This is a genomic window from Psychrobacter sp. SC65A.3, assembly GCF_025642195.1.
GTDB lineage: Bacteria > Pseudomonadota > Gammaproteobacteria > Pseudomonadales > Moraxellaceae > Psychrobacter > Psychrobacter cryohalolentis.
Window position 1 is genome coordinate 1,391,985 of record NZ_CP106752.1, and the last position, 23,595, is coordinate 1,415,579.

The 23,595-nt window shown below is 42.6% G+C and carries 21 protein-coding genes; 12 read left to right on the forward strand and 9 right to left on the reverse strand.

Translation table 11 applies throughout. The annotated features are described in order from the left end of the window. Positions 1-1,413 (reverse strand): aminotransferase-like domain-containing protein, encoded by a 1,413-nt coding sequence (locus OEG80_RS05985; RefSeq protein ID WP_263242321.1) that lies wholly within the window; start codon positions 1,411-1,413, stop codon positions 1-3. 156 nt (positions 1,414-1,569) lie between these two features. Between OEG80_RS05985 and OEG80_RS05990 the strand changes: the two genes are divergently transcribed. The 7 genes from OEG80_RS05990 (at position 1,570) to OEG80_RS06020 (ending at position 10,528) form a co-directional block, all read left to right on the forward strand. After that, entirely contained in the window at positions 1,570-2,520 is a 951-nt protein-coding gene (locus tag OEG80_RS05990; protein WP_263242323.1) for an EamA family transporter, read from the forward strand. Between the two features lie 363 nt (positions 2,521-2,883). Beyond that, entirely contained in the window at positions 2,884-4,647 is a 1,764-nt protein-coding gene (gene capB, locus OEG80_RS05995) for a caprolactamase subunit beta (protein WP_263242324.1), read from the forward strand. Positions 4,648-4,687: 40 nt separating this feature from the next. Then, complete coding sequence (gene capA / locus OEG80_RS06000; protein ID WP_201618442.1) at positions 4,688-6,769, forward strand: caprolactamase subunit alpha; 2,082 nt, start codon at positions 4,688-4,690, stop codon at positions 6,767-6,769. Between the two features lie 218 nt (positions 6,770-6,987). Further along, on the forward strand, positions 6,988-8,130 hold the full coding sequence (locus OEG80_RS06005; RefSeq protein ID WP_263242325.1) for an AraC family transcriptional regulator: 1,143 nt from the start codon (positions 6,988-6,990) through the stop codon (positions 8,128-8,130). Between the two features lie 85 nt (positions 8,131-8,215). After that, positions 8,216-9,208, forward strand: coding sequence for a RhuM family protein (gene rhuM / locus OEG80_RS06010; protein WP_263242327.1), 993 nt, complete (start codon positions 8,216-8,218; stop codon positions 9,206-9,208). A 96-nt stretch (positions 9,209-9,304) separates the two neighbouring features. Continuing rightward, a complete protein-coding gene (locus OEG80_RS06015; protein WP_263242330.1) occupies positions 9,305-10,048 on the forward strand; it encodes a zinc-dependent peptidase in 744 nt (247 codons plus the stop codon). After that, the gene (locus tag OEG80_RS06020; RefSeq protein ID WP_263242332.1) at positions 10,049-10,528 is read left to right on the forward strand and encodes a hypothetical protein; all 480 of its coding nucleotides are present in this window, start codon (positions 10,049-10,051) and stop codon (positions 10,526-10,528) included. 149 nt (positions 10,529-10,677) lie between these two features. On the opposite strand, the gene OEG80_RS06025 is transcribed toward OEG80_RS06020, so the two are convergent. Beyond that, positions 10,678-11,352, reverse strand: a complete 675-nt coding sequence (locus OEG80_RS06025) for a hypothetical protein (RefSeq protein WP_263242334.1) — start codon at positions 11,350-11,352, stop codon at positions 10,678-10,680. Positions 11,353-11,599: 247 nt separating this feature from the next. Between OEG80_RS06025 and OEG80_RS06030 the strand changes: the two genes are divergently transcribed. Continuing rightward, positions 11,600-12,049, forward strand: coding sequence for a hypothetical protein (locus OEG80_RS06030; RefSeq protein ID WP_263242336.1), 450 nt, complete (start codon positions 11,600-11,602; stop codon positions 12,047-12,049). 332 nt (positions 12,050-12,381) lie between these two features. On the opposite strand, the gene OEG80_RS06035 is transcribed toward OEG80_RS06030, so the two are convergent. Continuing rightward, the gene (locus OEG80_RS06035) at positions 12,382-12,981 is read right to left on the reverse strand and encodes a DJ-1/PfpI family protein (protein WP_263242338.1); all 600 of its coding nucleotides are present in this window, start codon (positions 12,979-12,981) and stop codon (positions 12,382-12,384) included. Positions 12,982-13,559: 578 nt separating this feature from the next. Between OEG80_RS06035 and OEG80_RS06040 the strand changes: the two genes are divergently transcribed. Beyond that, positions 13,560-14,252, forward strand: coding sequence for a thiopurine S-methyltransferase (locus tag OEG80_RS06040; protein ID WP_263242339.1), 693 nt, complete (start codon positions 13,560-13,562; stop codon positions 14,250-14,252). A gap of 11 nt (positions 14,253-14,263) precedes the next feature. Here the strand turns inward: OEG80_RS06040 and OEG80_RS06045 are convergent, their stop codons facing one another. Further along, positions 14,264-15,592, reverse strand: a complete 1,329-nt coding sequence (locus OEG80_RS06045; RefSeq protein WP_263242340.1) for a hypothetical protein — start codon at positions 15,590-15,592, stop codon at positions 14,264-14,266. Between the two features lie 460 nt (positions 15,593-16,052). On the opposite strand from OEG80_RS06045, the gene OEG80_RS06050 reads away from it, so the two are divergent. Beyond that, positions 16,053-16,973 carry a glutaminase gene (locus OEG80_RS06050; RefSeq protein WP_011513663.1) on the forward strand — a complete coding sequence of 307 codons (921 nt, stop codon included), beginning with the start codon at positions 16,053-16,055 and terminating at the stop codon, positions 16,971-16,973. A gap of 578 nt (positions 16,974-17,551) precedes the next feature. Here OEG80_RS06050 and OEG80_RS06055 read toward each other — a convergent pair. After that, positions 17,552-18,013 (reverse strand): DMT family transporter, encoded by a 462-nt coding sequence (locus tag OEG80_RS06055; protein WP_263242476.1) that lies wholly within the window; start codon positions 18,011-18,013, stop codon positions 17,552-17,554. Positions 18,014-18,021: 8 nt separating this feature from the next. Next, a complete protein-coding gene (locus tag OEG80_RS06060; RefSeq protein WP_263242342.1) occupies positions 18,022-18,456 on the reverse strand; it encodes a DMT family transporter in 435 nt (144 codons plus the stop codon). 98 nt (positions 18,457-18,554) lie between these two features. On the opposite strand from OEG80_RS06060, the gene OEG80_RS06065 reads away from it, so the two are divergent. Next, positions 18,555-19,490 (forward strand): LysR family transcriptional regulator, encoded by a 936-nt coding sequence (locus OEG80_RS06065; protein ID WP_263242343.1) that lies wholly within the window; start codon positions 18,555-18,557, stop codon positions 19,488-19,490. Between the two features lie 489 nt (positions 19,491-19,979). Here the strand turns inward: OEG80_RS06065 and OEG80_RS06070 are convergent, their stop codons facing one another. Then, complete coding sequence (locus OEG80_RS06070; RefSeq protein ID WP_083759467.1) at positions 19,980-20,195, reverse strand: hypothetical protein; 216 nt, start codon at positions 20,193-20,195, stop codon at positions 19,980-19,982. A gap of 172 nt (positions 20,196-20,367) precedes the next feature. Beyond that, complete coding sequence (locus OEG80_RS06075) at positions 20,368-21,507, reverse strand: alkene reductase (protein WP_263242344.1); 1,140 nt, start codon at positions 21,505-21,507, stop codon at positions 20,368-20,370. A 172-nt stretch (positions 21,508-21,679) separates the two neighbouring features. Between OEG80_RS06075 and OEG80_RS06080 the strand changes: the two genes are divergently transcribed. Then, positions 21,680-22,564: a LysR family transcriptional regulator gene (locus OEG80_RS06080; protein ID WP_263242346.1), complete on the forward strand. Its 885-nt coding sequence runs from the start codon at positions 21,680-21,682 to the stop codon at positions 22,562-22,564. An 87-nt stretch (positions 22,565-22,651) separates the two neighbouring features. Here OEG80_RS06080 and cobA read toward each other — a convergent pair whose 3' ends face one another. Continuing rightward, positions 22,652-23,581 carry a uroporphyrinogen-III C-methyltransferase gene (gene cobA, locus OEG80_RS06085; RefSeq protein ID WP_263242347.1) on the reverse strand — a complete coding sequence of 310 codons (930 nt, stop codon included), beginning with the start codon at positions 23,579-23,581 and terminating at the stop codon, positions 22,652-22,654. Between the last annotated feature and the right edge of the window lie 14 nt (positions 23,582-23,595).

Below are 23,595 nucleotides of genomic sequence, written 5' to 3' on the forward strand. Positions count from 1 at the left end.
TCAGTATTGACAGCTTTTATCCAAATAATCACCCAACCAACTCAAAAACTCATCGCTTGTTGTTGAGACATTTAGGCGAAGATGGGTTGAGGCGCTGATATCGGGGTAAAATAATTGCCCCGGTGCAACTAGCCAACCTTCTTTATAGGCATCTAGTGCCAGCTGGCTGGTATCTTGCCCCGTGTCTACCCAAACAAAGAGACCTGCTTGTGTATGCTCAGGGTAGATAAGTCCTATCCTTGGTAATACTTGGCGCATTCTTTCATGAGCCCTATATAAATGCTGCTGCACTTTTTTAATCTGTCGGCGATACTCACCATGCGTCCATAAATGATGACAAACTCGTTCACCAAATTCTGGCGTGTTTGAATTGCTTAAGGTTTTAATACGCAATACATCATCGATATAGTTATCAGGACAGACCAACATGCCAACGCGCCAGCCTGACGCCATTGACTTTGAAAACCCAGTCGCATAAAACACCCGTTCAAACTGATCAAGGCTAGCATAACGCAGCACTTGACCACCCGGTACAAATGCGGCGTATAAATCGTCCTCAAAAATATAAGCATCGTACTCATGAATAAGATTGAGTACTTGGTGCGCGCGGGCAGGATGCAAGTTACAGGAGGTTGGATTATGCAGCACGCTATTGGTCAAATAGAGCTTGGGACGATGCGTCGCAAACAGCTTTTGCATCTGCTCAATATTAGGCCCTTGATGGTCACGTTCTACAGAGACGACGTTTAATCCTTGTTGTTGCAGGCAGCTTGATAGCCAATACCAGCCCGGCCCATCAACGACCACCGTATCCCCAGCTTGAGTAAGCAGCCGCGCCACCATGGTCACGGCTTGCGACACTCCTGCCGTAGTAATTATGTGCTCGGTATGGGTTTGCATGCCCAGCGTATGCAGGTGTTGAACCAGCTGCTGACGTAGCGGCAAATAGCCATGAACATTACCATAATCATAGATAAAGCTATCGGCTTGCTGGGTGACCTGCCGTATGGCCCATTCCATCTTATCATTACGTATCCAGTCTCTCGGTAATGTTCCCACCCCTGGCGAGCGATGATGCGGAATATCACTAAAGACCTGCTGTACCAGCCAGCGCGTATCTATTACTGGGTGCTTAACGACCACTCTTTTATAATCATTGGGCTGAACTACTTTTGCTTGCGTATTGACATAATAGCCCGAGCTGGGTTTGGCGATTAATACGTTGGTAGCGACCAGCTGTTCGTAAGCTTGTACCACTGTAAAGGTTGATATATTTAATAGTTTCGCTAACTTTCGCACCGAGGGCACACGCTGATTGGGCAGGTAAATCTGCCAATCAATACGCTGCTGTAGCCATTCAGCGACAGCGACAGTCTTGGTTAAATTTGGATTGAGCGTATAGGTTTCGACCATAATGAATGTGCTTATCTCTTCAATGTCATGATTAATTGTAACGTTAAGAGTAACTATACACTTTGTTCACCATTAGTAAAACTGTATCGGGTCTGTTATGGGTATTTAAACTATAGTTGAGTGTATCAACAATGAATAATTATTTAGGATAATTATATGACCCCAATCCACATTGCCTTAGCCGTATTGGTTACCTTTATTTGGGGCGTGAACTTTACCTTTATTGCCTGGGCGCTTGAAAGCTTTCCGCCACTGATGTTAACCGCGCTACGTTTTTTCTTTACTGCCGTGCCGTTGGTTTTATTCCTTAAACCGCCCAAATTCAACCGTACGCTATTTATCTATGCCATTGGTACGTTTGTTATGCAGTATACCTTTGTATTCACTGCCATGCATTTGGGTGCATCAGCAGGTTTGACGGCGCTGTTGTTGCAAGTTCAAATTTTTATTACCGTCTTGCTGGCGTATGTCATATTAGGTGAAGCGGTGAGTCGCATGCAGATTATCGGTATGCTGGTCGGTGTACTAGGTTTGGGTGTGATTGCGCTAAATCTCGGCGGTGATATGCCCTTGGTTGGCTTTATCTGTATCTTGATTGCAGCCATAGGTTGGAGCTTTGGCAATATTGCTTCAAAACAGGCCTCAACGCAGCAAAGCGCTAGTAATTTTTCTACTGCCTCGCCTGTTAATAGCAACAACAAAGCTTCAAATAGAACATCGGCACTGTCTGCACTATCACTAGTGGTATGGGGCGGTCTGATTGCTTGTATAGTTTTGACCCTATCTTCTCTGTTATTTGAAAATGAGGCATGGACGCTTGCAACATTTACACAGGCGTCCTTCAAGTCTTGGTTATCGCTTGGATTTATCGTCTATGTCTCAACCCTGATAGGTTTTGGATTGTGGGCGCATTTGCTTAGTCAAAATATCGCTTCTAAGGTTGTGCCATTTGCCTTACTGGTGCCCGTATTCGGTATGGCGACTTCAGTGCTGCTCATAGGAGAAGTGGTTACATGGTGGAAGATGCTAGCAATGGTGCTCATCTTATCTGGACTGATTTTGGCTAATGTGAAGATGGGCCTAGGCAGGAAGTCTGCTCACGCATAGTAGTAAATAACTTATAGCTTCCTATAGGGTTAGTAAGAATAGGCAAAAAGAGCAGTGCATCACATATGAAGCATTGCTCTTTTTTTTATTCTGAACGCTTTATATCCCACTATGATAAAGATGAAAACAGGCTGCTTATAGCTACAGCTGTACACTCACAGTCAAAAACTCTGCACGCACAGTCAATCTATTTTGCCAAAACCTCGCTATAGTGAAAAAGCTTGATCATTAGGATAGATGATAAGCCAGATAAAGCGCGCGCTGAAGGGTAAGGATAAATGGTCATATAGACCAGCATATTCTCTTATTTCTCTTATATAAATGCGCTTATTCTGACCCAAATTTCTCGACAAGGAGTCTTTCATGAGCAACGCTCACCCCTCTATAGATCCTATTACCTTGTCTGTCGTACGTGGTGCCCTAGAAACGGCGCAGCGTGAGATGACAACCACCTTAGAAAAAACTGCCCGTTCGAGTGTCTTTAACTTAGCCCATGACTATAGCAATGCGCTGTTTGATCATTTGCCTGAGATGATTTTGCAAGGGCAAGATATTCCCATTCATTTAGGCTCACTCATGCCAGCCATGAAAGCCGTCGCCGAATATTACGGTGATGACATTCATGAAGGCGATGTCATTTATCATAACGACCCTGTGATGATGGGCAGCCATATCTTAGATTGCTGTATGTATAAGCCGGTATTTTATAAAGGTGAGTTGGTTTTTTGGACGGTTTGTAAAGGTCATGTCACTGATATCGGTGGCCCTGTACCAGCAGGCTATAACCCTGACGCCAAAGAGATATATGCCGAAGGCTTACGCATTCCGCCTATTAAGATTTGGGAAAAAGGCGTTAGACGTCGTGATGTGATTAACCTCATACACAGTAATATGCGCTCACGCCGTAATCAAGAAGGCGATCTCAATGCTCAGTATGGCGCGTGTGCCGTTGGCGAGCGTAATATGATTGCGCTGCTAGACAAATACGGCGTTGAAACGGTGCGTGGTGCGATTGAAGAGCTAAAAAATATGGCTGACCAGCATATGCGCTCATTAATCTCCTCTATCCCAGATGGCGATTATCATGGCGAGGCGGTGTTAGAAGATTCAGGTCATGGCTTGGGTGATATGACCATCAGCGCAGACATTGTCATCAAAGACAGCGACGTGCATATTAAAATCACCAGTCCACCGCAAGTCCCTTACTTTATCAACTCTTATGCTGGTAACTCGATGTCAGGAGTATTACTTGGGCTAATGATGTTTGCTCAAGTAGAGCCGCCGTATAACGAAGGCCTATATCGCTGTGTGACCGTTGATTTGGGCGAGCATGGCACCTTATGTAATGCCAAAGAACCGGCGCCGCATGTCAACTGTACGACCACGCCGATGGAAACTTTAACTGACGCGGTACGTATGGCATTTGAAGCGGCAGCACCTGAGCGCGTTACCGCCTCTTGGGGACATTCATCAGGGATCAATATCGCTGGTATCGACCCAAAAACTGGCGAGCAATACGTCACCATGATTTTGGCATCTATTATTTCAGGCGCAGGCGCCACCCAACAAATGGATGGCTGGCATGCTTGTGGGCCATTGAGCTGCTTTGGGGCGTTAAGCTCGGGAGATATTGAGCTATTGGAATATCAGTATCCTATCTTAATTCATAAGTATGGATTGGCAGAAGACAGTGGCGGCGCTGGCGAGTACCGCGGCGGCTGTGGTACGGTTTGGGAAGTTGAGCCATTAGACCATACTATGACGGTTATTGCCTTTGGCGAAGGTCGTCAGAATCCTACTATGGGCGCCGGCGGCGCGGAACAAATCTCACCCGAGCTTAAAGTTGGGCGTCTAGAGATACTACATAAAGACGGACAAACGGACTTATATAGAAAAAACACCGTTACGGAAATCACGCCGGGTGAACGCGCGCGCAATACCAATCCGGGTGGCGGCGGCTACGGCAGCTCATTTGATCGCGATATTCAAGCGGTCATCAAGGATGTAAAAGAAAGGATTATCTCAATCTCTGCGGCAAAGATTGAATACGGCGTGGTAATTGACCCAGAAACTCTGGCGCTCAATGAAGCTGAGACTGAGTACTTACGCCGCCAGATAACCGCATAAAACACACATTGAACTTTCATGATTGAGTTAAGGATGACTTATGAACAACGATTTTCGTATTGGCGTTGATGCTGGCGGGACTTTTACAGATTTTGTCTTGGCAGAAAAAACCGGTGACATTCATCTGTTTAAGGCGCCATCGACCCCAGAGGATGGCACCTTAGCCATTGCCAATGGTCTACAGCAAATTGCCAACAAATTTAACCGTCCTATCGAAGACATCATTCAAGCCTGCGATTTGTGTATTAATGGTACGACGGTTGCACTGAACGCACTGATTCAGATGACGGGCGTGAAAGTGGGCTTGCTATGCACCAAAGGGCATGAAGACAGTATCGAGATACGCTTAGGGCACAAAGAAGAAGGGCATCGCTATGATGCCAGTTACCCGCCAGCGCCGCAGATTGCTACGCGTGACCGCCGCTTTCCTATCCGTGGCCGTATCTTGGCAGACGGCACCGAACACGAGCCGTTAAATGAGCAAGATATCCTCGATGCGATTGAAGTGTTAAAACAGCAAGACGTGCAAGCGGTTGCCATCTCTTTTGTGTGGTCTATCCGCAATACTCAGCATGAACAGCGTGCCAAAGAGCTGATTGAGCAGCATATGCCGGGGGTGTTTGTCTGCTGCGGTAGTGAAGTATATCCGCAGATTAAGGAATATACGCGTACCTCAACGACACTGGTGAATGCCTATCTAAGCCCGGTTATGGCGTCTTATGTACATAAGATTGATGATTACTTTAAGGCACTCGGCGCTGAGCAGCCCGTTCGTTACTTTCAGTCGAATGGCGGGCTTGCCGTCGGTAACATCATGCGCGAACGAGCAGTTAATGCCATCAACTCAGGACCCGCATCAGCACCGCAAGCCGGTTTATATATTGCCAGCGCCTTTGGTATTGATAACATTATCACCGTCGATATGGGTGGTACGTCTTTTGACATCACCATGGCCAAATCTGGCCGAACCAGCCTAAACCGTGATATTGATTTTTTACGCAATCGTATTGGCGTGCCGATGATTCATGTCGAAACGCTGGGTGCCGGCGGCGGCTCTATTGGTCATGTGAATAACTTTGGTATGTTGGAGGTCGGTCCACAAAGTGCTGGCGCGACCCCAGGTCCAGCGTCTTATGGTAAAGGCGGTGAGTTGCCAACGGTCACCGATGCCAATCTGGTCTTAGGCTACTTAGAGCCGGATGCGGTGCTAGGCGGCTGCGTGACTTTGGATAAAGACAAAGCGCTGCAAGCGGTACAAAAACATATCGCCGATCCACTAAAAATTGACTTGGCACATGCAGCCTTTGGTATCAGTGCCATCGTCAATCAAAACATGGCAAACGGTATCCGCCGTATTACCATTGAAAAAGGCTATGACCCTCGCGACTTTGCGCTTATCTGTGCCGGCGGCGCTGCTGGCATGCATATTGTCGACTTGGCAGAAGAGATGGGTATTGGTACTATTTTGATACCAAAGATTGCTTCTTGTCTTTGCGCCTTTGGTCAAATCATCTCTGATATTAAATATAATTATCTGGCCACGCAGATGATGATTATTGCGCCAGATTCAGAGCTACAGTCACTCAATGCCACCTTACATGAGTTAGAAAGCCTAGGCGTACAAAAGCTGTTAGAAGATGGCTTTGCAGAAGATGATATCATCATCGAGCGCACCATGGAGATGCGCTACGTCGGGCAGGTGCATGAGTGTAATGTACTGATACCCAATGGCAAGCTTGATGCCGATAGCGTGCAAACGATTTTGGAAGCCTTTCATCATCGTCATAAAGAGCTCTATACTTATGATGAGCGTGATAATAAGGTGGAGCTGGTCAATATCGAAGTCGCTGTCATTGGTAAAATCAGTAAGCCCAAGCTACCAGAGCTTGCTAAGCAACAAGGTGATATCAGTCAGGCGCAAGTAGGCAGCCGTGAGATGATCATGGATCAAGAATACGAATGGATTGATACGCCTATTTATAATGGTGAGGAATTTGGGGCAGGGGCGCTGATTGCAGGACCGGCGCTTATTCAAGAGCCAACCACCACGATTGTGATTAAAAAAGGCTGGCAAGCAGAATTACATGAGACGGGCACTTATAAGCTAACCAAAGCCGCTTAGCTTGCTGTTTTCAGCGTTATCGCTTTATAGTTTTCCCATCAGGCATTAAACCTCGTTTAATGCCTGATGTTTGTTTTAGGTATCATATTTAGACATCAGGGTAATAATACGTTTATGATATAAAAATAACCGCTTAGCATCTAATAAAATGCTTACAAATAGCGCTTAGTGTATAAGCAGCGATTACCGCTCATTTTTTATTCATAGAGTATTCAAGGATGAATGCAAGTCGCGATACAGACAATACCAATGCTAATAACACAGCAAACAGCGATAGTCTCATAGACATTGTAGGGGACAATTCTATTTCAAATTCGGCAATATCATCACCACTATTAACCCCATTTGCGCCAATATCTTCAACGCCTGCTATAAGTGCTCCTCAAACGTTAGACGCGTTTGATTGGAAGCGCACCATCAATGACACCTATTTTGATCTCAATGTAAGCTTTCGCCAGCCAAGTCAGTTTTCTGGTTACTTGCAACACGCCAAGCTTTTGGATATCGGCGTGTCTCATTATCATGCCAATACTGTACATTATAAACGCAGCTTAGTAAGCAATCAGTCTAGTGACGGCATTAAGGACAATAGTAGCGACGACAGTATTTTAATCACCTTTCCTGTGACCGGTAGCGTCCGTTTTGCGCAAAAAAACCGCCAATTAACCTCAAGCCCGGGTCAGTTCTTTATTGAATTATCAAACTTACCTTATGAGTTTTATCATCTGCAGCAAGTGTCGTTATATGTGATTAAGGTGCCTTTGGCGCTATTAACCCCGCAAATGGGCACTATAGAGCGGCAGTTTGCCCGCAGTCTGTCTATTGATGAAGGGGCAGGCAGGTTGCTGGTTTTTCAAATCAGACAAATATTAGAGCTGATTCAGCAGCATCGATTGGCGGCTTTAGAGGTTAAAATCCTAGAGCAGCAGCTGCTTAACCTTATTGTATTGACATTAAGCGCCCCGAAAGAGGTGATGATGAGTAGCAGCTCGTCCATACAGTCGGTACATCTAAAGCGCATCGAGCATTACGTCCATCAGCACCTAGAAAACCCCGCTTTAGCCCCAGCGATGGTCGCTGCGGCTTGTCATATATCGGTCAGATACTTGCATAAACTGTTTGCTGAGTTGCCCTATAGTTTTTCGGAATGGGTAAAAGAGCTACGTTTAAAGCAGGCCAATCATATTTTAAAAACCAAAAGTTACGTGACCATCGATGAAGTGGCGCATAGAGTCGGTTATGGTGACCAAGGTTACTTTTCACGCATTTATAAGCAGCATTTCGGTTATACGCCGCGAGATACTCCAAGCACAAGCACAAGCACAAGCACAAGCACAAGCACAGGCACAGGCACAGGATAGTCATTGTTATGTACTCTGTCATGCAGTCGCTGTATGATTTACGAATTGAGCATAAGCGCGTATATTAAGTTAAGGAAAAACCAAGATGACTGATGCGACGAATGATAAAACAGCAAAAGTAGAGATATATGAAAGCGCTGATGGAAAGGCGCAGGTAGACGTTCGCTTCGAGCAAGAGACTGTCTGGCTCACGCAAGCACAAATGACCGAGTTGTTTGGTCGTGACCAATCAGTGATTTCGCGTCATATTGCCAATGCTATAAACGATGAAGAAATTGCTGAAAAAAGCAATATGCAAAAAATGCATATTGCAAATTCTGATCGCCCTGTGACGTTTTATGACTTAGATGTGGTTATCTCAGTGGGTTATCGCATCAAATCTCCCCAAGGTGTGCAGTTTAGACGCTGGGCAACCCAGCGCTTACGTGAATACTTGGTTCAAGGCTATACACTCAATCAAGAGCGCTTTGATAAAAACTCGAGCGAGCTACAACAAGCATTAAACTTAATTAGAAAAACCGCGCAAAGTCCCGAGCTTAAAACCGATGAAGGACGCGGCTTGGTTGAGATTATCAGCCGTTATACACAGACATTCTTATGGTTACAGCGCTATGATGAAGGTTTGCTTGATAATCCTGCAGGGCAAGATGGTGGTATCTTACCCAGTCCGACTGAGGCAATGGCAGCGCTGACGGATTTAAAAGCGCAGCTGATAGCAAGGGGCGAGGCGACTGAACTATTTGCTAAGCCTCGCGGTGATGGTTTGGACAGTGTACTGGGTAATTTAGAGCAGACGGTGTTTGGCGAGCCTGCATACCCGACCATCGAGAGTAAAGCGGCGCACTTACTGTACTTTATGGTCAAAAACCATCCTTTTACCGATGGCAATAAACGCAGCGGCGCTTTTTTGTTTGTAGATTTTTTGCATCGGAATAATAGACTGCTCAATGATAAAGGTGACATGGTTATTAATAACACGGGGCTTGCCGCATTAACGTTATTGGTCGCTGAATCTGACCCCAACCAAAAAGAAACCTTGATTAAATTAATTATGAATATGTTGTCGTTAGAATCTTGATAAATAGGCTTATTGTCAGCACCATTTAACCCCATAAAACACATAACGCCAATAATAAAAAGTACAGTCTAAAGACGAAATTAAAGGAAATTCAATATGTTTAGCATGATAAAAGACTGGCGCGAGCAGCGTATCTTAGACAACAGCGAGTTTACCCATGCTGACTGGCTGCAAGCTGCCAAGCGTATTGTGATACTTGAGAGGCTAAACGAGGATGAGCTAACACGCTTGTTTGAGCTGGCGACGTTGTTTTTGGCGGATAAGTCGATTACTGGCGCGCAGGGTTTCGAGATTACCGATGCGGTCAAGCAATCTATCGCCTTGCAAGCTTGTCTGCCTATTTTAAACCTAAGCCTTGAATGGTACGCTGGCTGGTCGGCCATTATTATTTATCCGGGTTCTTACAAAAGCGAAACCAGCACCGTAGATGAGTTGGGTATCGTCCATGAGGGCAGTCAGCATCGTAGCGGCGAAGCATGGCTGCGTGGTCCCATTATACTGTCATGGAAGGATGCCAAACACTCAGGCGAGCGTGATGGGCATAATGTCGTCATTCATGAGTTTGTGCATAAGCTTGATATGCTAAATGGTCGCGCTAATGGCTTTCCGCCGCTGCAACCGGATATGGATCCTGCGCGCTGGACTGAAATTATGACGCGAGATTTTGAGGATTTTCAAAGCCATCATAAATCAGGTCTCGACCGTTATGGCGCGACCAATCCTGCGGAATTTTTCGCGGTGCTCAGCGAAGTGTTCTTTGAAACGCCGCAAAAGCTGATTGATGCTTATCCTGATATTTACGAGATAATGGTGAAGTTTTTTCGGCAAACGCCACTATGAATGAAAGGTGTCTTGGTAAAAGCGATTAGAAAAAACCATACTTACGAGAATATGAATTTCATGAAAAAATTGCTAATTTTAATTTATGCTTTGCTGATAACGCATCCGGCATATGCTATCAATGCTCCCTCACAATATCCTAAAGAGCTGCAAGAATTAGGAGTATATATAGATTCAACCCTCGATAAAGCCCAAAATATATCTGATAATAATGAAGATTTTTGTTCAACTCAGTCAGCTTTTGCTTTCAATATTATGGAGATGAGACAAAAAGGGGTTGATTATAGCGACATTTATCATTTAATGAATATAAACAACAAATCAGATTTAACTACAAAAGGTATGGATAAACTAGATAGTTATAAGGGCGTTTTTGAGGAAGCGTATGATTATCCAGTATATGAAAGCAAAGAGGATAAGGGTACTGCTACTACCTTCTATATGACCTATAAAAATCATCAATGTTTACTCAGTTTATAAGTGTTTTTACGGATTTTTCAGTCGCTAATTTCTTAATTATCCGTTTAATAGCTTAAAAAAACCATAAAAAGGGCAGTGTATTGATTTAATAACACCGCCCTTTATTGATTTTTATGACTGTAAGCACTTGTTTTTATAGGTAAAAATCTTTAAACCGTCCATTGTTCATTGACAATAGCAACCAGATAACGTTTGCCTTGATACTCATCAAACACTAAGCGTAGGATACGCCAGTCCATACCAGAGTATTGCTCTGAGCCTTTATGATAAAACTCAACAAACTCTGAATTGGGGTAAATCTCTTTTAAATTATTGATCATACTGCCGTTATGCTTAAACTCATTAACGCTGATACTGGCATTGTTATATTTCTCACCAGCGACCCACGTATCTAAGTATTCTGGTAACGGAATCACCAACGAGTCGCCAGAGCCGTCCAAATCACCCCAAGTGAAACGAATTTTTGATTGTTGTAGATACTGAGCATACTGCTCGCGGCTAAAGACTTTATCCGTATCAGTCCTTACGTAAGCATACATCGAAAAACGTACGCCACGAGTTGGGTGAATATCATCTGTGATTCTAGAAAAATCATTATTGGCAAGAGCGCGCTGGATACGCAGTGCTTGCTGTTTGAGCGTTTGCTGGCTCATATCTGAGACTATAGGTACAGATGGGTTGCCAGTTGATTGATTTGGAGTGCTGGCGTTGGATTCAGCAGAAGATTGGCACCCTGTGATTGCTAGCACTAAACCAAAACCCGCCGCGGTTGATAGCTTATAAAGATAAGACTGAAAAATATTAGAACGAGTAGATGGCATCATAACAATATCCTTATCGTAGCTTATTTAATTCATTCCAAAACACATACTAGATCCAATGTATATTTACCAGTCAATAGTACTAATAACGCATCAAAGTTTATAATGGTGCTGTGTAAACAGTTTTTTTAATAAACTCGATAGACACAATTAAGCAGTAAAGTGGTAGCTTGTATGTGATTTAATGAATATAACACTTAAAACGTCATATTTCATGGAGGGTGCCATGCAAAAAATGATATTTTCTATAATGATGCTCACAATAGGGTTTTCTGCTATCACGGCTACTGCTAATCTAACGCAGCCGTTACAGACAGCTTTTGCCATGAAAATTGATACTGTGGCCAAGATGTACCAGCAGGATGTGAATAATGAAGGAATGGATAACCCAGTGGTATTACAACAATATGCTAATCCGGATCTGAAGGCTGCCATGCAGCGTGAGCAAGATTACTTTGCTAAAGCGCAAACATCCTGTCATGTGGGTTATGATGTCTTGTGGAATTCTCAAGATCCTGATTATGCACAAGACAAGCAATTTTCAGTGACGACCAGAGGCTTGGTTCAAGTCAGCTTAGCGCACGGCCATGATGTTTATTATGAATTGTCCTGTGATAATTCTGCGTGCCAAGTGGCGGATGTAATCTTAGATGAGGAGGGAACATCTTTACGAGCGCATTTGCTAAAAAACTGTCCTTAATTAGAAACTAATATATCGACATTCAATAACCGCTGATAGAAATCAATGGGATGATTAGCAAATAGCATTATACAAAATATGATGTGCCCAAATTATAAAACCGTTGGTTTGTTTTCGCATAATGTATATTATGTTAAATGAAGTGTATGTGATATTAAGTTTATGAGATTATGATCAAATAGTTATTAAGTTCATTTTAGATTCCATCACGCCCATTCGTTACCATCTTGACCATACTCTATCGGGTCACTTCAAAGTGACACTGCCAGCCGATAACGAAAGATCCAAGCTCTTTATGCCGAGGTGTTTGTTAGCCAAATTTATTAACGCTTTTAACCTATATCAAACTCCATACGTCTTGCAGTTGTTTGCATAGTTTGACTATCTAGCAACTTCTTCACACAGTACAGGCTGGCATGAATACCCGCACTTATTCCTGCTGATGTTACCAACTTAGTAGTCTCATCACTGGCATCGACAAAACGGGTACTAGCGATGACTTCAATATTAGGATAGGATGCTAAATTGTCCAAATCCATCCAATGAGTGGTTGCAGACTTGCCAGCCAGCAATCCAGCTTTTGCTAATAGCAAGGCACCGGTGCAGACTGATAGCGTTAACTCGGTAATCTTTGCTTGAGAGATAATCCAATCAATAACCACTGGATTATTTATTTCGATCTTTTCAGCACCATAACCGCCTGGAATAACCAAAACATCGATAGTGGGATGATTGTCGAAGCTATAATCCGGTATAACAGTTAAACCATTTCTAGCAGATATTGGCGCTTGGTGCTCGGCAATGGTAATGACATCAAAATGCTTATCACTGCTATCGTTTTCAGCCAATGAAAACACCTCGAAAGGTCCTGCGAAATCTAATACTTCGACTTCGTTAAAAAGTAATATGCCAACGGTTCGTATCGATGTCATGGTGTGTCCTTGAGTTAATATTATTAAATTAAATATCGCTCATTTATACCCGTATAATCAAGCTTAATCTTCATTTACCTTTTTAACCAACGTCGCCATCGCATCCGCCTTTGACGTTCCTAGCTGTTTCAGTCCTGCGACAGCCCCTACTCTATTTTCAGCAGATTTGTTTTGGCTCAACTTAAACTGTGCTCGAATATTTAAGCAAACACAAATGATTGAATACTTATCTACTCTGATGCACACGTTTGATAATAAAAAATTGGTACTTGATAGACAGACGCCCGCAGCGTTGAATAAATTAGCCATTACCTGCCAGCAAAACCGCTAAAGCAAAGGCAGATATTGATAAGATTAAGGATAGGCTCATAGCAATTACTCAGTCAAAAAATCGAGTTTGTTTGAGAAATATTATAAAATATTGAAGAAAATTACTTAAGAAATACCCTATCAGTAAATGGCGCACTAGTTGACATTCATATCTATTTTATCAAAGTGGATACATCTTGAGACAGCTTAGAGGTGTCCATAGTAAAATAACAAGGCAGACTCAGTCTAATACAATAAAGGTTAACTTTATGACTCCTGAATTTTGGAAAAATGCATGGAAAAATAGCCAAACTAATTTTACTCAGAAAAAACCAAACCCCATGCTAATACATCATTTCAAAGCACTCAACACCCCTAAAAATGGTCGCGTTTTTGTGCCTTTATGTGGTAAGAGCGTGGATATGCTATGGTTTACCAGTCAAGGTTTTGACGTTATTGGTGTTGAGCTGTCAGAGATAGCGGTTACACAGTTTTTTGCCGAAAACGATTTGCAAGCGACAGTATCGCTACATCCAACTACCCCTAGCCTCACCTATTATCAAGCTGAACATGAGGGACAAACTCTCAAAATTTGGGTGGGTGATATCTTTGACTTAAGTCCTATTGATATTGGAATAATAGATGCTATCTATGATCGTGGTGCATTAGTTGCTCTTCCAGATATGAAGCCTGATAATCTACGTACACGCTATACACAGAAAATGATGGCGCTTAGTAATAAAGCAAGCCAACTTCTCTTATCTTTTGCTTATGATGGTGAGAAGCAGCGCAGCGATAATCATAAAAACTTACCTCCTTTCTTAGTGACACGATCTCAACTTGAACAATATTATGCTGAGTATTATGAGATAAACTTGATCGCACAAGAGAAAGTAGACTATGTTTCTACCGCAGGTGATTCAGGATATCGTCTTGTCTATACCTTACTATCTAAAAAATAATATTTTCTAACTCAATGCCTAACCTCTATGACAAGTCTTGTTTGGGCAAGCTCATCAAGATATTGATCTATGATTTGAGTGTTTTCTTTATCCAAATGGGCATCCCATTCATCAAGCATGATAATTGTACTTCGATCCTCCTCTCTGATTTCTTGAATTTGCTTGATGAGTTGTTGTCCTGTTGAACCTCTATGGGCTTTGTCTGTTTTGTAATTGAAATACAAATTGTGCTTGGCAGGTAAATAATAAGCCTGTTCTTGGTAGTGGTCTTTGAGTTTAAGTAACATACAAGATTTACCAACGCCATTATTACCAACCAACGTTACTCTGCCTTGCTTGGGTAGTTGTGTTGAATCAAAAATATCCCCTGTTTGCTTAACACGTATTTGGTCTGCTTGAATATAGTTATCTAAATTGACAGCGGTAGGTTGTAAGACCTCTAAAATACCATCTAGCATCGTTTTGATAACGCCAATACTGGTATGATAGCCAATCAAGGCATAGCACATTTGCAATAGCTGAATTTGTCTTGGCAGCGTGGCAATGAGTACCGCCATCGTCGCAGCATCATGCCAGTTTTTATTGAAGATAAAAGCAGTGACCACAAAGACAGGCAGCATAAGTATGATCATGCCTAAGCTTGAATTGATATGCTGTATCGATGTGGATTTAACGCTATTATTCTTAGCTGTCGCAAAGCTTTTTTGAACAATACTATTATAAATCTTGAAATTATGCTTATTGAAAATAACGACGTTATCCCAACTGTCAAAAAGCTTAGCGGTTAAATTCAGCCGTGATTGCTGATCTGTTTTGGCAGCCATTTTTAGGGTGTGTCGTCTGAAATGCACAAACATAGAGGCGAAAATAATACCTACTGCATAACCAAGCAGTAATGTGCCATCTAAAAACCAAGCAATGACCAACACATTAAATGAGACATTGAGTACCAACGCTGAAATATCAAAAATACTATCAATGATTGTCTCAAGCGTGTAGTTGCTTTCTTGAGCAAGCGTTGTCGTTGCCGTACTCTGTAAGTCGTCGCTAGATAACAAATAAGTCTTACCTAAAAAGACAGTATGAAAATTATCATTGTACAGCTTATGAGCATCGTACTTGGCGCGCTCTGTATTAGTGACACAAAAGTATGCAGGCACATAAACCGCTACTAAAGAGACAGCAAATAGCACCATATACAAAATTGAGATAGTGTCTTCGGTCAGACTTTGTGCAAGGCGAGCAATAAAAAACGTTGATGACGCCACAATAATTTGCTGAATCAGCAAAAACAGCAGTGCAACCTGCAAATGCTTATTTAGTATGAGCTTATAAATCAAATTTATTTACATCCTTTAAGGTCTAAACACAGTAATTGAGCAAGTAACGACTTCTTATTGGTGTCAACTCTGCTGACATATAATATTCTTACTATCTTTTAGAGGTATAGTACTATCTATGAGATTGGCGAAATATATCAACTGTATCAATAGAGTTAATAACCTCTTGGTAATTATTTACTACATTAAATGTAGACATGGATTTATCTAGTACCTCTTTGGAGGGTGAAAATAAGTATCCCTGAACTGATAATACGGAGCAACCCCACTCATTATTTATGCAAAAAAACTGAAATGACTGTGAGATTATGCTCACGGTCACAATAATCTCCGAGAATCTGAGTGCAATTCACTTCAATAGACCTGAATTAAAATATAATATTTACATCCTTATCACCTTTTATTCAGTTAAAATTACTATTATCCAACAACGCAGTAGAAATACGGTTACCCAACTCATATGCAACAGATTCTTAATGATATTGCCGCAGAGATGGCCCTTGAAACCGATCGTGGAAAAGTGGCAGATTATATCCCGCAACTGGCGCATGTCGATCCGAACCAGTTTGGTATTGCCGTAGCGACACCTGATGGGCAGGTATATGTAGCAGGGGATGCGAGCACCCTATTCTCGATCCAAAGTATCTCCAAAGTATTTACCTTAACCATCGGTCTTGGCAAGTTAGGTGATGCGATTTGGACCCATGTTGGTCGTGAGCCATCTGGCGATCCCTTTAACTCGATCACCGTATTGGAGTTTGAATCGGGTCGACCGCGTAATCCATTTATCAATGCTGGTGCGATTGCCGTGGTGGATGCCATTATGATGGGGCATGAGCCGAAAGAAACCTTGGGTGAAATTCTGCGGTTTGTACACTTTATTGCCGATGATGATTCGATCCGTTTTGACCATAAAGTGGCAGCGTCTGAAATGGATCACAGAGATCGAAATGCCGCCTTAGCCCACTTTATGAAGTCCTTTGGTCATATAAAGCACGATGTGGATAAGGTGCTCGGTGTTTATTTTCATCAATGCGCGATTGCAATGAGTTGTGAGCAGTTAGCCCGTGCGGGTCTTTTTTTAGTGTCTAATGGTGTTAATCAACACACAGGGATACGAGTGATTAATGCACAGCAGTCTCGACGGATAAACTCCTTAATGATGATGTGCGGTCATTACGATGGCGCTGGTGAATTTGCCTACCGTGTCGGGCTACCGGGTAAAAGTGGTGTTGGTGGCGGTATTTTGACGATAGCGCCAGGTAAAGGCTCAATCGCAGTCTGGTCACCAGGGCTTGATCACGTAGGAAATTCCAAACTTGGGTCAAAGGCATTAGAGCTGCTGGTACAGAAAACGGGCTGGTCAGTTTTTTCGAATTGAAAGCGATCCCTTAACGCTTTTTTAATTGATTATCAATCCAGCGAATAATGTCGCTTTTTCGGATGGTATTACATACTGATTGTAGCGATTCCATTTTAGGGGTCGGTAAACGGATACTCTGATCCATGTTTGCGTCCATTGATACCCCTTAGGATATATCCATATCGTCTTTTGTGTCTTCCAAACGTGTATAGAAAATCCTTTTTCCTATACATTTTGACTTGGTATTTATAAATTTCCTATTCTTCTAGACTTAATTGAGCCGTATCTAAAAGAGAGGCTCAGAAATATTTAAGATAGGTTGCCTAGGGAGCGTTTGAATCCATGAACCAGTGCCTTCAGGCTTGGATTTTTACCAGTATTTTTAGCTAAATGTAAGCACTAGCATTAACAAAATCTAATTAATTGGAATACCATAATGATCTGCGATTAGTTCAACGGTGCGCTATACAAGCATCGAACTGCTAGTGTTAGATATGAACTTAATGACTATAAAATCAAAAGCATGGGTCATTATGATTGAGCTGTCTGATTAAAACCTCCCATATTAGTTTATACAATTTCTTCAGCATAGCTCATTACTGAGCCTCTTTAGGTTCAGACTTGCTGCTAGCATAAATAAAATAAAGCGCAATTGCCAAACAAACCAAAGCACCTATTCGACTGCCTGAAAGGCTAATCGCCTCATTACCCAACCAACCAAAATTATCAATTAATACACTCATACTCAGCTGACCAAAAATAACCGCTACCGTTGCCACAGCAGTCCCAATACGCTGGACCGCAACCACCATAATGACAATGTAAGGAACACCGCATAAGGCACCAAGCAGTTGCCACTTAGGGACATCCATCAAAGTAACGGTATGATTTGGCTCAAAAAAGAAAATAAGCAAAGCGGTCACAACCGCACCCACAGAAAAGGTTAAAAAGGCACTTTTAAACACCCCAACGTTGCTGCCAAGGCGACCATTTAATGCTGCCTGAACACTTAAAGCCGCACCGCCAATTATTGCTAATACAATCATTAAAATAAGCATCATTTAGGTTATCCTTTTGCCATAAAAACAAGTGCGGCAATAATGAAAAATAAAGCGATAATTCGTTTACTGTCTATTTTTCGTTCCATGGTTTCGAACAAGCCATAATGATCTATGATTAAACTCTGCAATACTTGCCCAGCCAATATCCCAATCATCGTCAGCGCAATGCCAATAACAGGCGTCACCACGGTTAATACCACAACATAAACAGGCCCTAAAATACCACCAACCAGTAGTAAAGGGGGCTGTGAGAAAAAGGAAAGACTCTCGCGCGGACTAAAAAACAGCATCAAAAAGAATGTCAGAGCAGCGCCAACACCAAAAATGCTCAATGTTGCCCACAGCTCGCCTACCTGACTCCCCAAAGGCCCAAGTAATCCTGCTTCAATAGACAACCCCATGCCGCCTAACACAACAATGAGTATCAATAAAATTTGCATGAAAAAATCCTTAATGAGCAATACGCTGCAGCTTACAGCAATGTATACCCATTAAAAAACGCTATAATACGAAAATGACCTTTGCATAAGTTGCACAAATGAATACGGTAGATACCATCAACATACAAACACTATTATTTTTTATAGAGGTTTTTGACGCTCAGAGTTTTTCTGTAGTGGCTCGAAAAGAAGGCGTCTCGGCTTCTAAAGTGTCACGTATTATCAAACAGTTAGAGGACTCACTGGGACAGCAGCTTTTTTACCGTAATACACGCGCTGTTACTCCTACTGAGGCAGGTCGCGTATTTATGCGCTATGCAAAATCCATGACCGAGAGCATGAGTGCAGCACAGCAGGAGCTTCAAGACAGGACATTGGAACCGGGTGGTTTAATTAGAATCAACGCTCCCGTATTTTTTGGACAACGACATATCGCACCTTGGCTGCCACAGCTTAGTGCTCAGTATCCTAAATTACAGATAGATTTGAGTTTAACGGATGACTTTATTGATCCTCATCATTATGCAACAGACGTTATTTTTAGAATTGGCACGTTACATGACTCCGCCTTTCATGCGCGTATTTTTGGCGAGCAAACCTATCATCTTGCCGCTTCTCCATCGTACATAAACACGCATGGTAGATTGCAAGTGCCAGCAGATCTAACACATCATAAATGTTTACTATATAAAGGTTCAACAGGACCCAATCGTTGGCTTTTTAAGACAGGAAATGAAGATTGGACGCCATTCTTAGCGCCTGCTTTACTGATGTCTAATAATGCAGAATCTTTATTGGTATCTGCACTCAAAGGTATGGGGATTGTGCTTTTTCCAGATTGGCTCATCGGTGAGCATTTAAAGAGCGGTGAGCTTATCAAGCTACTACCTGATTATAATGCAGCCGTGAAAACCACACCTCAACATGTCGCAGCTATTTATCCTCATACTCGTCATGTCTCTCTAAATGTTAGAACATTAATTGATTATTTTGCTAAGGTTTATGGTCATCCTCTTTATTGGCAACTCAATTAAAAAACAAGAATTTAAAGCACTAAGTATCCATGCACCTTATGAGGAAAAGGTGCAATAGGAATATGTAATTGCACCCATTCAGGAGCGTTCCTAACTCAGGTTATTCATTGTTGAGAAAATTAGGATGTTGTTCAATTTCTCTTGGAAACTTATTATGTATTTTAGTCGGTGACTTATTCCGAGTTTGTTTGATACTTGGGTGATCATAGAGAAATTCTTGATAAGCGCATACTCAAGCCTTCGAATACTTATCTGCTCTCATGCACACTCTATAATAAATGAGAATTGTTGTACTCAGTCTAAGTCAGATATTAAGGTTTATGAACCATTTATTTTCCTCCTTATTATAGAGTGCTGTTTTTAATACCCGGCTGAAATCCAACCAACTCAATTATCTGGTTTATAAACTTACCCGTGCCATCAATCATTTATCATCTCAGTCAATACTCTTAAAAACCCATATTAAAACTAGGCAAAGAGCAACGCCTGTTATCTTCTTAAACGCTCAATGAGCCAGCCTGCTAGTGGAAATGACACCATCTGCGTCAACGGTACGAGTATTATGGTTTCAATCAATACCACCACTGGCAGACTTAAACCATGAGTCACAGGCTTTAATAACGTTAATACGATTAAGAGCGTCGGATAAAGTCCGACATATCCTACTAATATACGTATCAGTCTGTCTTTAGTATTCTGATTCATTGCCTGCTACCTATTGATAAAATGATAAAAGAAAAATATTTAAGCGACAAAAACAATAATTGTCGCTTGATGATTGATTGTTTGTGAATATCCAATAAATCCCAAATTTATAAATAAAAAATAAGGCCATTAGTATTAATGGCCTTATCTCATTCAATGCTCAGCTGCTTTGCTATTCCTGATAGCGAGGATAATCACTGTAGCCAATGGCAGTGCCACCATACATCGTAGCAGGATCTACCTCATTGAGTGGCCAATCATTGGCTATGCGTTTAGGTAAATCGGGATTGGCAATAAATGGGCGACCAAACGCGAATAAATCACCGTAGCCTTTTTCTAAAATGTTCACGGCTTTTTGTACCGTGTACTTGCCAGCATAAATAATACGTCCTAAAAACTCAGCTCTGACGGCTTGGTAAAAAGGCTCTGGCAAATCAGGCGCATTATCCCAATCAGCCTCTGCAATAGATAAGTAAGCAATACCCGCCTGTTCAAGCACCTTAATCGCTTCAATATAGGTATGATGAGGATCTGCTTCTACTAAGCCTAGATACACACGAGTCTCATCCGTGCTGGCAAATAAAGGCGCAAAACGTACGCCTAAACGATCAGCACCAACCACCTCACTGACGGCAGCGACCACTTCTTTTAAAAAACGCAGACGATTGGTCAACGAACCACCATATTGATCATCACGTGTATTGCTATGCTCAGAGATAAATTGATTCACCAAATAGCCATTGGCACAGTGTAGCTCTACCCCATCAAAACCTGCTTCTAGTGCGTTGCGTGCGGCTGCCGCATACATAGCGACCAGTTCACCCACTTCTTCTGTGCTCAGTGCGCGTGGCTCACTTGGATCGGCCAATGCGCCTTCGCTTGGACCTGTCTCAATAAATACTTTTACATTGTCAGCAGCAATCGCTGATGGGCCTACAGGCTGAGCACCTTGCGGCTGTAAGCTGGTATGAGACACGCGGCCAACGTGCCACAGCTGCGCAAAAATAATACTGCCTTTAGCATGTACCGCCTGCGTGACTTTCTTCCAGCCTTCAATTTGCGCTGGTGAATGAATGCCCGGCGTCCATGCATAACCTTGGCCTCGTGGCTCAATCTGTGTACCTTCAGTTACCATAAAACCTGCTGAGGCGCGCTGTGCATAATAGGTTGCCATTAAATCATTAGGGATATTATCAGGTTGCGTGCTACGAGAGCGCGTCAAAGGCGGCATCACGATACGGTTTTTGAGCGTATAAGGTCCAAGTTGTACAGAGGAAAATAGTGTACTTGTATTTAGAATGGTTTGTGTCATAAATGTCTCTTTTAAAGCAGCTGATGGCTTATTATTGAATGTATTTGGTCTGTTTTGATGCTTAATAGCTCATTTAGTTGCTATTAAGCAATGTTGGTCAGCATAGCGTTTTGAGGGTACAATTAGAAACAAGTCTTTCTTGTTTAGGGTACAACTATTAATGGTAATTGTTATGAATGGTATGAATCGGCTAGATATCAAGCAGCTTAGAGTATTGCAGGCGCTGCTTGATCTACAAAACCTCTCGCAAGTTGCGCGCAAAATGGGACTGACACAACAAGCGATTAGCGAGCAGTTGCGTAAGCTACGGGATTTGTTTGATGATCGTTTGTTTATTCGTCAAGGCAATAGCATGGTGGCAACACCAAAAGCACTAGCGATGCGGCAACCGATTGATGAGATATTAAAGCAGTTGGAAGTATTGTTAGAGCCAGAAGTGTTTACGCCGCAAACCTACAAAGGCGTCTTTACGATTAGTGCAACCGACTATGCGACGCAGGCATTATTGCCGCAGTTGTTTAGTATTACACGCCGTGAAGCGCCTAATTTAAGGCTGATAGTGAGAGATTTTGCCTCAGACAATATCAATCAGCTCATTGCGGCAGGCGAACTTGATTTATTGATTACTTTTCCAGAGTTTATCCCTGATAACTTATCGTATGTGACGCTATTTGAAGAGCAGCATTTATGTGTGACGGGTTATAAAAATACCTTTGCAACAGAGATATTCACACTGGCGCAAGTTGCCGCACACCCGCAGCTGGTGGTATCGCCTTCACGTGCCAATTTGCGCGGATCGCATGATCACTGGTTTGCAGAAAAAGGGCTTAAACGCCATATTGTGATGTCAGTTCCTAGCTTTTCAGCCGTGCCAGATATCCTACATACCACCGACATGATTGCCTTTTATCCTGCGCGACTATTACCAAATAGTAAAGTTAAAGAGATTAAAATCGAAGCATTACCGCCTACCTTTAAGGTAATCGCAGCATGGCATCCACGTACCAGTGACAGTGGTATACATCGCTGGTTAATTGAGCAATTACGAAATTTATAATAGATAAGATTAGCCAATCTTGAACTTGTCTTTAAGATTAGCCAATCTTGAACTTGTCTTATTGAGCATTTAGACTAACCCTATATTTTATGCAACACTCTCAAAAGTAGGTATAAGATGTTTATCGGTGATGGATTGCTTAATATTGCAGACTGCACGCTTACCAAATGCACCAAGGTTGTAGTCTGCAAATTCATGATATAGCGTCACCACATCGCCCATAATCAGTAATGCGGGCGTTGGCAATTTCGCTTCAGCTTGCTGCTTAGCGATACTACCAAGCGTGCCGATGAGCAGTTGCTGCGTGGGCAAGCTGGCATGGCTAATCACCGCAAAAGGCGTCGCGCTATCTCGTCCCGCTGCTATCAACCCTTCAGTCAATTCATCTAGCTGATGCAATCCCATATAAAAAACAACCGTTTGGGTGCTATCTAAATGCTCGTCATAGTTATTATTTGGCGCTCCTGATTTCTTATATGCCGTTACAAACTTCACTGCCTGCGCATGGTCTCGATGCGTCAATGGAATACCTGTACTACTAGCAGCGGCGCTGGCGGCAGTAATACCAGGGATAGATTCAAAAAAGATACCATGGCGCACCACTTCTTGAAGCTCCTCGCCGCCGCGCCCAAAGATAAAAGGGTCGCCGCCTTTGAGTCTTACAACTGTTTTACCTGCCAGCGCGTGCTTGACCAACAGCTCATTGATGCCTTCTTGCGGCAGCGCATGATTGGCTCGGCGTTTACCAACAAATATCTTTTCCGCTGTTGGTTCGCACATATCCAATATATCCTCTGAGACTAGGCTATCGTAAAGCACCACATCAGCGCGCTGCATGATTCGCAAAGCTTTTAGTGTGAGCAGCTCAGGATCACCAGAGCCTGCACCGACTAAATGCACAGTGCCTACTTTTGCAGCTGCTATATTTAGTGGCATGTTTAGGGCATTGACGACACACTTTTTATTAGATAAATCGTTTGGAGGTAGTGTTGCGATAAAGGCAGATGAATCCGTCATGACGGTGACTCCTA

Excerpts from the sequence above, each read along its gene's own strand:
- rhuM (WP_263242327.1), top strand. The coding sequence starts at position 8,216 with ATGACTGATGCGACGAATGATAAAACAGCAAAAGTAGAGATATATGAA.
- OEG80_RS06005 (WP_263242325.1), top strand. The coding sequence starts at position 6,988 with ATGAATGCAAGTCGCGATACAGACAATACCAATGCTAATAACACAGCA.
- OEG80_RS05985 (WP_263242321.1), bottom strand. The coding sequence starts at position 1,413 with ATGGTCGAAACCTATACGCTCAATCCAAATTTAACCAAGACTGTCGCT.
- OEG80_RS06020 (WP_263242332.1), top strand. The coding sequence starts at position 10,049 with ATGAAAGGTGTCTTGGTAAAAGCGATTAGAAAAAACCATACTTACGAG.
- capB (WP_263242324.1), top strand. The coding sequence starts at position 2,884 with ATGAGCAACGCTCACCCCTCTATAGATCCTATTACCTTGTCTGTCGTA.
- OEG80_RS06050 (WP_011513663.1), top strand. The coding sequence starts at position 16,053 with ATGCAACAGATTCTTAATGATATTGCCGCAGAGATGGCCCTTGAAACC.
- OEG80_RS06060 (WP_263242342.1), bottom strand. The coding sequence starts at position 18,456 with ATGCAAATTTTATTGATACTCATTGTTGTGTTAGGCGGCATGGGGTTG.
- OEG80_RS05990 (WP_263242323.1), top strand. The coding sequence starts at position 1,570 with ATGACCCCAATCCACATTGCCTTAGCCGTATTGGTTACCTTTATTTGG.
- OEG80_RS06070 (WP_083759467.1), bottom strand. The coding sequence starts at position 20,195 with ATGAATCAGAATACTAAAGACAGACTGATACGTATATTAGTAGGATAT.
- OEG80_RS06040 (WP_263242339.1), top strand. The coding sequence starts at position 13,560 with ATGACTCCTGAATTTTGGAAAAATGCATGGAAAAATAGCCAAACTAAT.
- OEG80_RS06015 (WP_263242330.1), top strand. The coding sequence starts at position 9,305 with ATGTTTAGCATGATAAAAGACTGGCGCGAGCAGCGTATCTTAGACAAC.
- OEG80_RS06035 (WP_263242338.1), bottom strand. The coding sequence starts at position 12,981 with ATGACATCGATACGAACCGTTGGCATATTACTTTTTAACGAAGTCGAA.
- OEG80_RS06075 (WP_263242344.1), bottom strand. The coding sequence starts at position 21,507 with ATGACACAAACCATTCTAAATACAAGTACACTATTTTCCTCTGTACAA.
- OEG80_RS06030 (WP_263242336.1), top strand. The coding sequence starts at position 11,600 with ATGATGCTCACAATAGGGTTTTCTGCTATCACGGCTACTGCTAATCTA.
- cobA (WP_263242347.1), bottom strand. The coding sequence starts at position 23,581 with ATGACGGATTCATCTGCCTTTATCGCAACACTACCTCCAAACGATTTA.
- OEG80_RS06025 (WP_263242334.1), bottom strand. The coding sequence starts at position 11,352 with ATGATGCCATCTACTCGTTCTAATATTTTTCAGTCTTATCTTTATAAG.
- capA (WP_201618442.1), top strand. The coding sequence starts at position 4,688 with ATGAACAACGATTTTCGTATTGGCGTTGATGCTGGCGGGACTTTTACA.
- OEG80_RS06080 (WP_263242346.1), top strand. The coding sequence starts at position 21,680 with ATGAATGGTATGAATCGGCTAGATATCAAGCAGCTTAGAGTATTGCAG.
- OEG80_RS06055 (WP_263242476.1), bottom strand. The coding sequence starts at position 18,013 with ATGCTTATTTTAATGATTGTATTAGCAATAATTGGCGGTGCGGCTTTA.
- OEG80_RS06065 (WP_263242343.1), top strand. The coding sequence starts at position 18,555 with ATGAATACGGTAGATACCATCAACATACAAACACTATTATTTTTTATA.